Raw genomic sequence first — 14,969 nt, 5'->3', positions numbered from 1 at the left:
TGCTGGCCTCATCGCGAGCAGGCTCACTCCTACAATTGGTTGCGTTTCTTCAAGTGAAACACGGTCAACTGTAGGAGTGAGCCTGCTCGCGATGGCAGCGCCGCGGTAAAAAACCCTACACCTTATCGAGCTTCTTCTCCTGTGCCGTCACCTGCTGGCACAACTCGATCATCTGCTCGCGCATCCAGCGATTCGCCGGGTCCTGATCGGTGCTTTCATGCCAATACAGGTGCGTCTCCACCGGCGGCACATCATTGACCGGCAGATTGAACGCCTGCAGTTCATGCCGACGGGCAAAGCGCTCCGGCACGGTCATGACCATATCCGTCTGCTGCATCACCTGCGACGCCATCAGATAGTGCTGCGAACGCAGGGCAATCTTGCGCTGAATGCCCATTTTGCCCAGCGCCAGATCAACATAGCCCAGGCCACTGCGGCGGCTGGAAATGTGGATATGGGTCAGCGACAGATAATCATCCAGCGAGAGCTTTTCCTTGCCCGCCATTGGATGCCCCTTGCGCATCGCACACACGTAACGGTCTTCCATCAGCTTGACGTGGCGCACCTGCGGGTCGGTGTTGAGCGGCGCATCCACGGCGAAATCCAGACGGCCGGCGGCCAGTTCCTTGGTGGTTTCGCGACGTTTGGACAGAAAACTTTCGATGATCACCGTCGGCGCCAGACGGCGCAGACGCTGGAACAGCGGCGGCAGAATGACCGCCTCGGTGAGGTCGGTCATGCTGATGCGGTAAGTCTTGACCGCTTGTGCCGGGTTGAAAATACGGCTTTCCTGAACCGACACGCGCAGCAACGACAGGGCGTTGCGCACCGGGCCGATGATGTTCTGCGCCATTGGCGTCGGCACCATGCCCTGAGCCGTGCGCACAAACAGCGGATCGTTAAAGGTCTCGCGCAACCGGGCCAAGGCGTTGGACACCGCCGGTTGGGTGATGCCGACAATCTGCCCGGCGCGGGTCAGGTTGGCTTCGGTGTAAATCGCGTCGAAGACGATGAAAAGGTTGAGGTCGACCTTACTCAGATTCATAACGCGGCTTCTCTTGTTATTTAGGGCGGTGTTTTGGGGGCTGGCAATCAGCCGATCATATATCGGTGATGAATGTTTATACACGCCGAGAATAGGCTAGGTAAATTATCAACGCTGTTCTAGCATCGATTGCATGACTTAAACAACCTCCGCCCAAGAACTGCCTTAACCATCGGGAGCTGCTCATGGATTTCGCTTATTCGCCCAAGGTGCAAGAATTGCGTGAGCGCGTGACCGCGTTCATGGACACTTACGTTTACCCGGCCGAAGCCGTGTTCGAGCGCCAGGTTGCCGAAGGCGATCGCTGGCAGCCGACGGCGATCATGGAAGAGCTCAAAGCCAAGGCCAAAGCTGAAGGCCTGTGGAATCTGTTTCTGCCGGAATCGGAACTCGGTGCCGGTCTGAGCAACCTCGAATACGCGCCATTGGCGGAAATCATGGGCCGCTCGCTGCTCGGTCCCGAACCGTTCAACTGCTCGGCGCCGGACACCGGCAACATGGAAGTGCTGGTGCGTTACGCCAACGAAGAACAGAAGCAGCGCTGGCTCGAACCGCTGCTGCGCGGCGAGATCCGCTCGGCGTTCGCCATGACCGAACCCGACGTGGCCTCGTCTGACGCCACCAACATGGCCGCCCGCGCCGTGCGTGATGGTGACGAATGGGTCATCAACGGGAAAAAATGGTGGACCTCCGGTGCCTGCGATCCACGCTGCAAGATTCTCATCTTCATGGGCCTGAGCAATCCCGATGCACCGCGCCACGCCCAGCACTCGATGATCCTCGTGCCGGTGGATACTCCCGGGGTAAAAATCGTTCGTCCGCTGCCGGTGTTTGGCTACGACGATGCTCCGCACGGCCACGCCGAGGTGCTGTTCGACAACGTGCGCGTGCCGTACGAAAACGTCCTGCTCGGTGAAGGACGCGGCTTCGAAATTGCTCAGGGTCGCCTTGGCCCAGGGCGCATTCACCACTGCATGCGTTCAATCGGCATGGCGGAACGTGCATTGGAATTGATGTGCAAACGCTCGGTGAGCCGCACCGCGTTTGGCAAACCGCTGGCACGCTTGGGCGGCAACGTCGACAAGATCGCCGATTCGCGGATGGAAATCGACATGGCGCGCCTGTTGACGCTGAAAGCGGCGTACATGATGGACACCGTCGGTAACAAAGTGGCGAAAAGCGAAATCGCGCAGATCAAGGTGGTTGCGCCGAACGTGGCACTGCGGGTGATCGACCGGGCGATCCAGATGCATGGCGGGGCAGGGGTATCGAACGATTTCCCGTTGGCTTACATGTATGCAATGCAGCGCACCCTGCGCCTGGCCGATGGCCCGGACGAAGTGCACCGCGCGGCGATTGGCAAGTTCGAGATCGGCAAATATGTGCCGAAGGAAATGCTGCGCGGTCATTAAGACTTAAGACCGCGTCGCCCCCTTCGCGAGCAGGCTCGCTCCCACATTGGATCTGTGGCGTTCACAAATCGAATGTGGGAGCGAGCCTGCTCGCGAAGGGGCCTGAACATTCAGTACATAACCATCAGGCTCAATACACCCAAACCTCAACCCGCCGATTCTTGATCCGCCCCTCATCCACATTGTTCGCCGCCACCGGCATCAACGCGCCAAAGCCGCGAACCTCGCGCAACACCACGCCGTTCTTCACCAACTCCCGCCGCACGGCCATCGCCCGCAGCTTCGACAGCAGATCTGCCCGCGCCGGGTCATCCTTGGCATCACCAAACCCGACCAAGGTCACCGAACGTTCAGTCTTGTCATGACGCTTTATATAGTCGAAGACTCGCGCCAGATCCTGACGCGCCTTGTTATCCAGCGTTGCGCTGCCTTCTTCAAAACGGAAATTCACCGTAAGACGCTGGGCGTGGCGGCTGAGGGATTGATAACCCTCGGGCATCAGCGCATTCGGCGCGACGCTCATTGCATGCACGGTCTGACTGATAAAACCGTTGGCCGCGACAATCGCCTGGCCCTGACGACTTTGCGCGAACGTCACCAACGCCTTCGCCCAGGGATTGTTGCTGTCGGGCGGCAGATAGAAGAACAACCGCCGCGACAGTGGATAGTCTTCGGTAGCGATCAGGCTGTTGAGCGGCAGCATTGACTGCGAAGCGCCATCAGCAATCGACACGGCTTTGGCTTGGCGCACATAAGGCAAACCGATGAAACCGATGCCTTGCGGATCCGCGCTGACAGCGTCGGATAATTGCTCACTGGATTCAAAGCGTTTCGCGGCGCTGTTCAGAATCTTCCCACGACGACTGAGGACCAGTTCCTTAAACGTGTCGTAGGTACCGGATTGATCATCGCGCGCATATAAATGAATCGCACCGCCACGCCCGCCAAGCTCTTCCCAGGTTTTCACCTCGCCGGCGAAGATCCGCGCCAGTTGCTCGGTGTCCAGTTGCTGCAGCGGATTGTCGGGATGAAGGATGATCGCCAGGCCATCGATGGCGATGACTTGTTCGGCGACTGGGCTTTTCAGATCGCCCAGCGATTGCAGGGCCTGCAATTCACCGTCCTTGATTTCGCGGGAGGAGGCGGCAAGGTCGGCGCTGGCATTTTTCAACGCGGTGAAACCAGTGCTGGAACCGTGGGCGGCGACTTCGACGACCACGCGTTGGCCTTGGGCGGTCTGGCCGACGATGCGCAATTCGTTGGCGGTGTCTGGGGTTTCGCGGTGGATCTTCAGCAAACCCTGTTCTTGCAGCAGGCCTTCGACCAGAGCCGGGCCGAGTTCGGCGCCGATGGTGTTGGAACCCTGGATGCGTAGCGCCGGGCCGTTTTCAGGAAGGGGCAGGGCGGCGGCGGAAACCGACAGCCATGCACTCAAGAGAAAAACGCACAAAACACGCAGGGTCATGCCGGCACCGAATCAAGCCAAGGGGATTGCCGGGGAGATTAAGTCAGGCGCATGACCAAAAGATGACAGATCAAAAGATCGTCCGATCGCGGCCCGAGCCTGCGGCAGCTCCTACAGGGGAACGCGTTCCAAATGTAGGAGCTGCCGCAGGCTGCGATCTTTTGATTTTGGTGGATATCAGGCCAGTTCAAGCCAGATCGGTGCGTGATCGGACGGTTTTTCCATGCCGCGCAGTTCGTAGTCGACCCCCGCGTCCTTTACCCGAGGCAACAGGCCATGGGAGGCGAGGATCACGTCGATGCGCAGGCCACGCTTCGGCTCATCCTCAAACCCACGGCTGCGGTAATCGAACCAGCTGAACATGTCAGTCACGTCCGGGTTCAGGTGGCGATAACTGTCCGTCAGGCCCCAATTCTTCAAACGTGCCATCCACTCGCGCTCTTCCGGCAGGAAGCTGCATTTGCCGGTTTTCAGCCAGCGCTTCATGTTGTCCGGACCGATGCCGATGTCGCAGTCTTCCGGAGAAATGTTCACATCGCCCATCACCACCAGCGGCTGTTCGTTGTGGAACTGGCTTTCCAGCAGCGCTTGCAGATCGTTGTAGAAACGCTGTTTGGCGGGGAATTTGGTCGGATGGTCGCGGCTTTCGCCCTGTGGGAAATAGCCGTTCATGATCGTCACCGGCACGCCATTGGCGTCGGCGAAGGTGCCCCAGATAAAGCGGCGCTGGGCGTCTTCTTCGTCGGTGGCGAAACCTTTGTGGATGGCGATCGGTTCCTGGCGCGAGAGTATGGCCACGCCGTAGTGGCCTTTCTGGCCGTGGAAATACACGTGGTAGCCGAGGGCGCGGACTTCTTCGAGCGGGAACTGGTCGTCGTGGACCTTGGTTTCCTGCAGGCCGATTACGTCCGGTTGGTGTTTTTCGATCAGCGCTGCCAGCTGATGCGGACGGGCACGCAGTCCGTTGATGTTGAAGGAAACGATCTTCATGGTCGGCAGTCCTGGCAAAAGGGCGATGCTAGCTGACAGGGGGGAAATGGGCCAGTGTGGGAGAAATCATTTTGGTCTGTGGGATTTGTATTGCCTGTGAGGGCCTCTTCGCGAGCAGGCTCACTCCTACAATTGGAATGCGTACCCCTGTAGGAGTGAGCCTGCTCGCGATTGACGTCCGTCCAGTCGATGAAGATCCATGGTTGGTCTATACCTGTGGGGAACTGTGTCACTGCCACAAGGTTCGTACCAACAAGAGCGCCGCCATTTGAACGCGCCCCGGGGAGAATCACCGTCATGCCTGAAACCCAGACCGCCATCGCCGACATTCATATGCTCGACCGCGGCTATTCCCGCGAAGCCCGCTCGCTGCTCTATCAGGCCTATCGCCACGAGCCGACCTTCGGCTACCTGTTCGAAGCCGAGCGCCCCGGCTACGAGCAACGCGTGCGCGCGACGGTGCGGGAACTGGTCAAGCAACATTTTCTGCAGGACTTGCCGGCCATTGGCCTGTTGGTCAACGATCGCCTGATCGGCATCGCCCTGATCGCGCCGCCGCAACGGCGCCTGGGTATCACCGAAAGTTGGGCGTGGCGCCTGCGCATGGTGCTCAGCACCGGTTTTCGCTGCACCCGCCGCTATCTCGAATACCACGACGCCGTTTCTGCCTGCGTGCCGACTGATTCGGTGCACATGCTGCCGCTGCTGGGGATTCACCCACAATTTCAGGGTAAACACTTCGGCGAACAATTGCTGACGGCGGTGCACAACTGGTGCGCCGTCGATGAAACCTCGCAAGGTGTGGTGCTCGACACCGGTAACCCACGCTATCTGGAATTCTATAAAAGGCAGGGATACGAAGAGATCGGCGAAGTTGCCGTCGGCCCGGTGCGCGAACACGTATTTTTCCACGCCAATCCGCAGGTGTTACAAACTGCAACAGCATGACAATCGAACTTCTTGGGAAATTTCCTGTTCTATCACGCTCCCAAGCCCGTGATAGCATCCGCGCCTATGAAGTTTCCAGGAAGATTTACCAGTGGCGTGCTCATGCTGTTAACCAGCTGCGCGGCACTGGCGCAAAGTGAATTGGATGTGCGGATCAAACCGTCCAACGATGAACTCAAGGCCAATATAGAAGGCTATATCGGCAGCCTCGGCGATCGTGACGAAGAAGCCCTGCAGCGCTTCAGTCGCGGTGCCGAAGAGCAGGCGCGCAAAGCCGCCCAGGCGTTGGGCTATTACCAGCCGCAGATTGAAAGTGACGTCAAGGGCGGCGACAAGCCGCGCCTGGTGTTGAACATCGATCCCGGCGAGCCGATTCACCTGCGCAACGTCACAATCCGCGTCGACGGCCCGGCTGCCTCCCTCAAATCCTTTCGTGTACCGAAAAGCGACGCGCTCAAGTCCGGTGCGGTGCTCAATCATGGGCGTTATGAAGACGCCAAAAGACTTATTCAGAATCAGGCCTCGCGCTTCGGTTTTTTCAGTGGCCACTTTACTAGCCAAAAACTCATGGTCGACCCGCGTGCCGGGGTGGCCGACATCGAACTGATCTACGAAAGCGGCCCGCGTTATGCGCTGGGCAAAGTCAAATTCGAAGGCGACACGCCGTTCGACGAAGACCTGCTGCAACGTATGGTGCCGTTCAAGGAAGGCGAACCCTACGACTCCGAGCTGATCGCCGAATTGAACCGTGATCTGCAATCGAGCGGTTATTTTGAAGGCATACGCGTCGATGCCGCACCGACCGCTGCCCAGAACGACGTGATCCCGGTCGACGTCAAACTCGACACGCGCAAGCCGCGCACCATGGGCCTGGGCCTCGGTTATTCGACCGACGTCGGCCCGCGCATCAAAGCCAACTGGACGCGCCACTGGGTCAACCCGCAAGGCGACAGTTATGGCTGGGAAGCCGAACTCTCGGCGCCGCGGCAAAACGTCGGGCTGTTCTACGACATCCCGCTCGACCCGCCCCTGACCGATAAATTGCGCTGGGCCGGCGGCTATCAATTCGAAGACATCGACGGCTCCGACACCTTGAGCAAACTGCTGACCTTCGGCCCGGAATGGCACAGCAAGTTACCGAGCGGCTGGCAGCGGGTGATCTCGCTGAAATGGCAGCGCGAAGAATATGAACTCGGCGACGACTCCGGCCTGAGTACCTTACTGATGCCCGGCATCAGTTACTCGTACCTGAAAAGCGACAACCGTATCGACCCGCACAATGGCTATCGCCTGAGTTTCGAAAGCAAAGTGGCGAAGGAAGGCCTCGGTTCCGATAACAACCTTTTATATGGCACCGCGCTGGTCAAAGGCCTGACCACGGTGTTCGACAAACACCGTTTCCTCGGTCGCGTGCAGGTCGGCGGCAGCGCCACCAATGGCTACAACGCGGTGCCGCCGTCGCTGCGTTTCTTCGCCGGCGGCGATCAGAGCGTGCGCGGTTACGACTACCAGAGCCTGTCCCCGGAGAACTCCAAGGGTGATCGCATCGGTGGCCGCTATATGGTCGCCGGCAGCGTCGAGTATCAATATTCGATCGCCGAGAAATGGCGCGTGGCGACCTTCGTCGACCAAGGCAACTCATTCAACAAACTCGAACTGCCGAACCTTAAAACCGGGGTCGGTATTGGTGTGCGCTGGGTCTCGCCGGTGGGGCCGATCCGCCTCGACCTGGCCCATGCACTCGACGACGATGGCGGCATCCGGCTGCACTTTTCCATGGGGCCTGAGCTGTGAAGCGTGGTTTGAAGATTACGGCGCTGGCGTTGCTGGCGCTGGTGTTGTTGCTTGTATTGAGCCTAACTGCCGTGCTCGGCACGCAGGCCGGCAGCCGCTGGGTGCTGGGCCTCGTGCCGGGCTTGAGCATGGAAAATTTCCACGGTCGCCTCGGCGGGCAATGGAGCGCCGATCATCTGTTGTGGCAGCAGGACAGCAGCCGCGTCGAGCTGAACAAGGCAATCTTCGCCTGGTCGCCGCTGTGCCTCACGCGCATGACCTTGTGCATCGAACAGCTCAAGGCTGATCAGGTCATTCTGCAATTGCCGCCGAGCGAAGAGACGACCGAGAGCGGTCCGATCAAACTGCCGGATCTGCAATTGCCGGTGGCCATCGAACTGGGCGACGTGCAGGTCGGCAGCCTGCTGTTCAACGGCAGCGAACAGCTCAAGGGCTTGCAACTCGCGGCGCACTGGACCGCTCAGGGTATGCAGATCGACAGCGTGAAATTGCAGCGCGACGACCTCAGCCTGAACCTGTCCGGCACACTCACGCCGACCGGCAACTGGCCGCTGAACATCGCCGGGGAACTGACGTTGCCATCGCCTGGCACGGGGCCGTGGACGCTGGCGTTGAAGATCGACGGCGATCTGCTGAAAACCCTCAACCTGCACGCCGACAGCCGTGGTTACCTCGACGGCCAGTTGAGCGGCGAACTGCAACCGCTGGTGGAAAACCTTCCGGCGAAAGTGCGCATCACTTCCGAAGCTTTCAAGCCGAGTGCCGATCTGCCGGATACCCTGCAACTCAATCAACTGCTGCTGATCGGCGAAGGCGACCTGAAAAACGGTTACCAGTTAAACGGCACCGCCACGCTGCCCGCCGATAAAGGCCCGGTGGCGCTGTTGCTCAAAGGCAAGGTCGATGCCAGCGGCGCGCAGATCGCCGGCCTCGACCTGACGGCCAACGACAAGCAAAGCTTGAAACTCACGGGCAGCGTCGACTGGAGCAAAGGCCTCAGCGCGCAAGCCAATATCAACTGGCAGGATTTCCCGTGGCATCGGCTCTATAACGAAATCGATGAGCTACAAGTCGCCTTGCGTACCTTTAATGGCGAAGTCTCCTACACCGACGGTCAATACCTCGGTAACTTCGCCGCCGCGCTGGATGGCCCGGCGGGCGCGTTTACCCTGAGCAGTCCATTCAGCGGCAGCCTTAAACAGATCGCTTTACCGCAACTGAAAATGGAAGCCGGGCAGGGCAAAGCTGAAGGTCATGTCAACGTGCAGTTCGCCGACGGGATTGCCTGGGACACCGCGCTGGAGCTGTCGGCGCTCAACCCGGCGTACTGGGTCGCCGAGTTGCCGGGCACGTTAGCCGGACCGCTGAAAAGCACGGGCGAAATGAAGAACGAACGCCTTAGCCTCACCGCCGACCTCGACTTGAAGGGCAAACTGCGCGGGCAACCGGCGATCCTCCAGGCCAAGGCTGACGGCGCTGGCGAGCAGTGGAACCTGAATGCCCTGCAAATCCGCCTCGGCGACAACAGCATCAGCGGCAAGGGCAGCCTGCAACAGAAACTCACCGGGCAGATCGATATCAAGCTGGCGCGCCTGGCCCAACTCTGGCCGCAACTGCGTGGGCAGGTCACTGGCCAGGTCAACGTCGCCGGTACGCTGAAGGCGCCACAAGGCAAGCTTGACCTGCAAGGTTCGCAACTGGCCTTCCAGGACAATCGTCTGCAAAGTCTCAACCTCGATGCCACGCTCGACAGTGCGCAGCGGGCGAAAATCGATCTGAAAGGCGCCGGTATTCAGGCCGGCGACACTTCCTTGGGCACGCTGACCGCCAGCGCTCAGGGCGATATCAAAAACCAGAAACTCAACCTCGACCTGATCGGACCGAAGTTGAAACTGGCCTTGGGCCTCGACGGTAATCTCGACAAAGGCAACTGGCGCGGGCGCCTGGCCAGTGGTGACATTCAGGCCGGTGGCCAGGACTGGAAACTGCAAAGCCCGGCCAGACTCGAACGTTTGGCTGACGGCAAAATCAATTTCGGCGCGCATTGCTGGATGTCTGGCGATGCCAGCCTCTGCGGGGAAGATCAGCGCCTGATGCCGGAGCCGAAACTGCGCTATCACCTCAAGCAATTCCCGATCGAAAGCCTCGCGCAATGGTTGCCGAAGGACTTTGCCTGGAAGGGTAAGCTTAACGCCGATCTGCAACTGGACCTGCCGGCCAGCGGCCCGAACGGTGTGGTCAGCATTGACGCCAGCGGCGGCACCTTGCGCATGAAGGAAAAGGATCAGTGGCTGGACTTTCCGTACCAGACGCTGAAGCTCACCAGCAAACTGACGCCCAAACGCGTCGACACCGAACTGAATTTCGTCGGCGGCAAACTCGGCGAGTTGCTGGTGCAGGCGCAGCTCAATCCATTGCCGAAAAACAAACCGTTGAGCGGCTCGTTCCGTCTCTCCGGGCTGGACTTGTCGGTGGCGCGGCCGTTTGTGCCGATGGTCGAGAAACTCACCGGGCGCCTGAATGGCAGCGGCACGATTTCCGGCGGGTTGCTGGCGCCGCTGGTCAACGGCACGGTGCAGCTCAGCGACGGCGAAGTGTCCGGTGCCGAGTTGCCGATGGAACTACAGAATCTGCAACTTACCGCCGTGATCGCCGGCGAAACGGTGCGCCTCGACGGCGGCTGGAAAAGTGGCAAGAGCGGGCAGGGCAGCCTGACCGGTAACGTCGCCTGGGGCCAGGCGCTGGTGGTTGATCTGGCTTTGAAAGGCACACAATTGCCGGTCACCGTCGAGCCGTACGCGAAACTTGAAGTGGCGCCGGACCTGAAGATTTCCATGGCCGGCGACGAGCTGAAAATCGCCGGCAAAGTGCAGGTGCCCAGAGGCGAAATCACCGTGCGTGAATTGCCGCCATCAACGGTAAAAGTCTCCGATGACACGATCATCGTCGGTGCGCAGACCGAAGAGGGCAAACCACCGCTGGCGATGAAAATGGACATCGACGTGGTCGTGGGTGAAGACAAACTGGCCTTCGCCGGATTTGGTCTGACCGCCAATGTGCAAGGTCATGTGCACATTGGCGACAACATGGACACCCGTGGTGAACTGTGGCTCAACGATGGTCGCTACAGTGCCTACGGCCAGCGTTTGTCGGTACGCCGTGCACGTCTGCTGTTCGCCGGCCCAATCGATCAGCCGTATCTGGACATCGAAGCGATTCGCCAGACTGACGATGTGATCGCCGGTATTCGCCTGAGCGGCAGTGCCGAGCAGCCGACCACGCAGATCTTCTCGGAGCCGGCGATGAGTCAGGAGCAGGCGCTGTCCTATCTGGTGCTCGGTCGTCCGCTGAGCACCAACGGCGAAGATAACAACATGCTTGCGCAAGCGGCATTGGGTCTGGGCTTGATGGGCAGTTCGGGAGTCACCAGCAGCCTGGCCAAGGATCTGGGGATTCAGGATTTCCAGCTCGATACGCAAGGCAGCGGCAACACCACCAGCGTGGTGGCGAGCGGCAATATTTCCGAGAAACTCAGTTTGCGTTATGGCGTTGGCGTGTTCGAACCGGCCAACACCATTGCCCTGCGCTACAAGCTGAGCAAGAAGGTGTATGTCGAGGCCGCCAGTGGCGTGGCCAGTTCGCTGGATATCTTCTACAAGCGCGATTTCTGACGCGCGTTTCCCATAGCCGGGTCGCAACGCTGCGATCCGGCTTTTGCAGAATGGATTAGACTCAGCGCAACTTGAAAGCTGCGTGGTTGGCGGCTGCCCGAAGAGAACAGAGACGCCTATGGTCCGCTTGAGTATGGTCTTGCTCGGTCACGACTTTGTCCGCAAGCGTTGGTCCGCGCTGGCGCTGACGGGCGTTGTCTGGGGCGCGGCCGGTGTGGGCATCTTCATTGATGCGCTGGACGGTGTTTTGTATTTTCCGCTGCATCTTTTCGGCTATCTGTTGTTACTGGAAGCCCTGATCCTGCTGCTGGTGCCGGCACCGCAGACCGGAACCGCCGCTGCCCTGCGTAAAGCGCGAGGGTTGGTTTTTCTCTTGCTGGGGTTGCTGATCGTCGACCGGCAACATGCTGCCGGGCTGATTCTGGCGGTGCTGTTTGGCGGGGCTTTTATCATCGATGGGATCTTTCGGCTGGCGGCTGCGGTGGTGGTGCGCTTTGTCGGTTGGCACGTGTCGCTGCTGGCGGGGTTGTTCGAAATCGGCTTTGGCGTGTTTATCCTCGAACCGTATCCGACGCTTTATAAGGGCACTGTGCCGTTCTGCATTGGCATGAGTCTGTTTCTCTCGGGCTGCGCTTTGTTGCGCCAAGCGGTGCGCTTCAAGCACCAGCCGCCGTTGACCAGCCCGGCCGGGACTGCGCCGGCCAGCAGCGCCGCGCTGGTGATTCATGTCTGGACCCCCAGCGGCACCGTGGATGACACCCTGGTGCGCAACCGCCTGCTCAACCGCTATATCGCGGCAGTCGACATCAATGGCGTGATCTCCGCCGGTCATGCGGCATTGGAGTGTGGCCCGGACATCTACATCAGCCATTACCCGCAGGACGACATCGATCGTTCGGCGGGGGATTTCGTCCGTTTGCTGCGGGCGACGCCGAACAACGATGTCGCCGGCCGGTTTTTGCCTGACTATGCCGGCGAGGTGGCTGATTGGTGCCCGTCTTCGCTGCAGGTCAGTTTTGCCCATTACGATGCCCGGCGCCTGCAAGCATTCTGGTCTGAGTATCGGCAGAACAGCACGTACAACCTGACCAGTCGCAATTGTTCCAGCGCCGTCGCCCATAGCCTCGAAGCCGCCCTTGAAGGGGCGATGAACCGCGGGCATTCGAGCATGCTCGACTTTGCCCGAGTCATCTTCAGCCCCGAGTTCTGGGTCGCCGCACAAGTGCGCAAGCGCGCCGAGGTGATGGCCTGGACGCCCGGGCTGGTGCTCGATTATGCGCGAGCGTTGCATGCTGCCATCGAGCCCGCACCGCCGGGCTGGCACAGCATGTATGCGGTGACCAAGCGTGCTTTTGGGTACGTGGCGACTGCCTTGCGCGGGCGGGAGGTGCATCCGGTGCAACCGCCATCTGTGCATCCTTCCGACGAATCCTGATTGATCCTGTACCGAGTCGCGGTCTTCGCGAGCAGGCTCGCTCCCACATTGGATCTCTGATTGGCACAGAGTTTGTGCCTGATGGAGATCCCTGTGGGAGCGAGCCTGCTCGCGAAGGCGTCAGTGCGTGCGCAACAAATCCCCCTCCATTGGTCAACTAATTACCAAGCCTCCTAACTATTTCGTTGACATTCGCTGCCTAGGCAGTAACATCTCGACATACATTCACTGCCTAGGCAGTTATTAGGTGAGCAAATGAAGCATTTCACCCCGGACGAATTCAAACATTGCCATCTCGGCCTGTTGCTTGGCCGTGCCGCGCTGCTCAAGGACAGGATCATCGACACCCACATGGAACCCCACGGCATCACTGCCGCGCAGTTCAAGGTGTTGATCATCATGGCCCAGTTCGGCGTCGACACCCCGGCCGAGCTGTGCCGGCATTTGTCGCTCGACAGCGGTTCGATGACGCGCATGCTCGATCGTCTGGAGCAGAAAGGTTTCCTCGCTCGCCAACGCAGCGAAGGCGATCGTCGCCAAGTCCAGCTCAAGCTGACCGAGCAAGGCCAGCAACTGGCTGATCGCCTGCCGCACATCGGCGCCGATGCGATGAATGAACTGGCGGGCGCCGTCACTTCGGACGAGTTGAAGACCCTGGAATACATCCTCAAGAAAATTCTGCTGGCAGCCGGTGACCCGATCACTATCCAGCGGTTAGGTGAACACAATGAGCGGTAAAACCTTGCGCAGCAGCCTGACACTGGTGCTGTCGGCGATGATCCTCGCCGGTTGCGCCAACTACAGTGGCCTCGACACCCATGGCCAGAACCTTGATGCGAAAAGCCTGAAGGTCGGCCAGTCCCTCAACGGCGTGACCCTGTCGCCGGCCGCGTGGCCGAAAAGCGACTGGTGGACCAGCCTTGGTGACCCGCAACTCGACGGTCTGATTCGCGAAGCCCTGCACGACAGCCCGGACATGCAAATCGCTGAAGCCCGTGCCCATCAGGCCAGCGCCGCCGCGTATGCCGCCGACGCCGCCCGTTATCCGACTCTCGATGCCAGCGCCGGCATCAGCCGTTCGCGCCTGGCCAAGGATCAGGACCCGTTGGGGCAGGGCGATGCCTACGCCACCGTGCGTAACGTCAGCGCCGGCTTCAATTACAACTTCGACCTGTGGGGCGGCCACCGCGATGCCTGGGAAGCTGCACTCGGTCAGGCCCGCGCCGCCGAAGTCGACCGTCAGGCGGCACAGTTGACCCTCGCCGCTGATGTGGCTCGCGCTTACAGCGATCTCGGTCAGGCCCATATCGTTTATGACCTGGCCAATGACGATCTCAAGCGCACCAAGCAGATGCTCGACTTGAGCCAGCGTCGCCTCAGTTCCGGTATCGACAGTCAGTACCAATTCCAGCAAACGCAAAGTCTGGAAGCCACTTCCGAAGCCAGCCTGATCGACGCGGAAAAACGCCTGAACAGCGCCAAGATCGCTCTGGCCGTGCTGCTCGGCAAAGGCCCGGATCGCGGCAGCGAAATTGCCCGGCCGAAAGTCCTGCAAGCCAGTGCTGTGGCTGTGCCATCGGTGTTGCCGGCGGAACTGCTCGGTCGTCGCCCGGATCTGGTCGCCGCGCGGTGGCGCGTCGAAGCGGCGAGCAAAGACATCGACTCGGCGAAGACTCAGTTCTATCCCAACTTGAACCTCACGGCCTCGGCCGGTGCCGAATCCTTGTTGGGTGACGCGATGTTCGGTTCGGCCAGTCGCTTCTTCAACATTGCCCCAACCATTTCGGTGCCGATTTTCGACGGCGGCCGCCTGCGCGCCAACCTCGATGCGCGCGACGCTGATTACGATCTGGCGGTGGCGCAGTACAACAAAAGTCTGGTGAAAGCACTGGGCGATGTCAGCGACACGATCAACCAGCTGCGTGACATCGGTCGGCAGATCGGCGCGCAGCAGCACGCCACCGACATTGCTCAGGATTCTTACAACACCGTCGTCCAGCGTTACGGTTCCGGCATCGGCAACTACCTGGACGTGCTCAGCATCGAGCAGCAATTGCTGCAGGCCCAGCGTCAGCTGGCCAACCTCAATGCCGAGCAGATCGACCTGTCGATTCAACTGATGCAAGCGCTGGGCGGCGGCTTCCAGGGTGAAACCCTGACCGCAGCCAACGCCACCCCAGCCACGCCGCACAACTAATTCAAGGTAATT

The 14,969-nt window shown here is 60.0% G+C and carries 10 protein-coding genes; 7 read left to right on the top strand and 3 right to left on the bottom strand.

Annotated features, from left to right (window positions below; translation table 11 throughout):
- Positions 1 to 115 precede the first annotated feature (115 nt).
- Positions 116 to 1,045, bottom strand: a complete 930-nt coding sequence (locus tag P3G59_RS18620; RefSeq protein ID WP_016986544.1) for a LysR family transcriptional regulator — start codon at positions 1,043 to 1,045, stop codon at positions 116 to 118.
- 185 nt (positions 1,046 to 1,230) lie between these two features.
- Here P3G59_RS18620 and P3G59_RS18615 point away from each other — a divergent pair, with 185 nt between their 5' ends.
- Positions 1,231 to 2,457 carry an acyl-CoA dehydrogenase gene (locus P3G59_RS18615; protein WP_277758457.1) on the top strand — a complete coding sequence of 409 codons (1,227 nt, stop codon included), beginning with the start codon at positions 1,231 to 1,233 and terminating at the stop codon, positions 2,455 to 2,457.
- A 130-nt stretch (positions 2,458 to 2,587) separates the two neighbouring features.
- Here the strand turns inward: P3G59_RS18615 and P3G59_RS18610 are convergent, their stop codons facing one another.
- Positions 2,588 to 3,922: a phosphate ABC transporter substrate-binding/OmpA family protein gene (locus P3G59_RS18610; RefSeq protein ID WP_277758456.1), complete on the bottom strand. Its 1,335-nt coding sequence runs from the start codon at positions 3,920 to 3,922 to the stop codon at positions 2,588 to 2,590.
- Positions 3,923 to 4,099: 177 nt separating this feature from the next.
- Positions 4,100 to 4,912 (bottom strand): exodeoxyribonuclease III, encoded by an 813-nt coding sequence (gene xthA / locus P3G59_RS18605; RefSeq protein ID WP_277758455.1) that lies wholly within the window; start codon positions 4,910 to 4,912, stop codon positions 4,100 to 4,102.
- Positions 4,913 to 5,209: 297 nt separating this feature from the next.
- On the opposite strand from xthA, the gene P3G59_RS18600 reads away from it, so the two are divergent.
- The 6 genes from P3G59_RS18600 (at position 5,210) to P3G59_RS18575 (ending at position 14,957) form a co-directional block, all read left to right on the top strand.
- Positions 5,210 to 5,860: a GNAT family N-acetyltransferase gene (locus P3G59_RS18600; protein ID WP_108225630.1), complete on the top strand. Its 651-nt coding sequence runs from the start codon at positions 5,210 to 5,212 to the stop codon at positions 5,858 to 5,860.
- 66 nt (positions 5,861 to 5,926) lie between these two features.
- Positions 5,927 to 7,654, top strand: a complete 1,728-nt coding sequence (locus tag P3G59_RS18595; protein WP_277758454.1) for an autotransporter assembly complex family protein — start codon at positions 5,927 to 5,929, stop codon at positions 7,652 to 7,654.
- The gene (locus tag P3G59_RS18590; protein ID WP_277758453.1) at positions 7,651 to 11,325 is read left to right on the top strand and encodes a translocation/assembly module TamB domain-containing protein; all 3,675 of its coding nucleotides are present in this window, start codon (positions 7,651 to 7,653) and stop codon (positions 11,323 to 11,325) included. Before P3G59_RS18595 ends, P3G59_RS18590 begins: the two co-directional genes overlap by 4 nt.
- 118 nt (positions 11,326 to 11,443) lie before the next feature.
- Positions 11,444 to 12,760 carry a DUF308 domain-containing protein gene (locus P3G59_RS18585; protein WP_277758452.1) on the top strand — a complete coding sequence of 439 codons (1,317 nt, stop codon included), beginning with the start codon at positions 11,444 to 11,446 and terminating at the stop codon, positions 12,758 to 12,760.
- A 255-nt stretch (positions 12,761 to 13,015) separates the two neighbouring features.
- Positions 13,016 to 13,498 carry a MarR family transcriptional regulator gene (locus tag P3G59_RS18580; RefSeq protein ID WP_277758451.1) on the top strand — a complete coding sequence of 161 codons (483 nt, stop codon included), beginning with the start codon at positions 13,016 to 13,018 and terminating at the stop codon, positions 13,496 to 13,498.
- Positions 13,488 to 14,957, top strand: coding sequence for an efflux transporter outer membrane subunit (locus tag P3G59_RS18575; protein WP_277758450.1), 1,470 nt, complete (start codon positions 13,488 to 13,490; stop codon positions 14,955 to 14,957). Before P3G59_RS18580 ends, P3G59_RS18575 begins: the two co-directional genes overlap by 11 nt.
- Positions 14,958 to 14,969: the final 12 nt, after the last annotated feature.

Source organism: Pseudomonas sp. A34-9, from assembly GCF_029543085.1.
GTDB lineage: Bacteria > Pseudomonadota > Gammaproteobacteria > Pseudomonadales > Pseudomonadaceae > Aquipseudomonas.
Note: the sequence above shows the minus strand (reverse complement) of the source record. Positions and strands in the feature narration are given on the sequence as shown.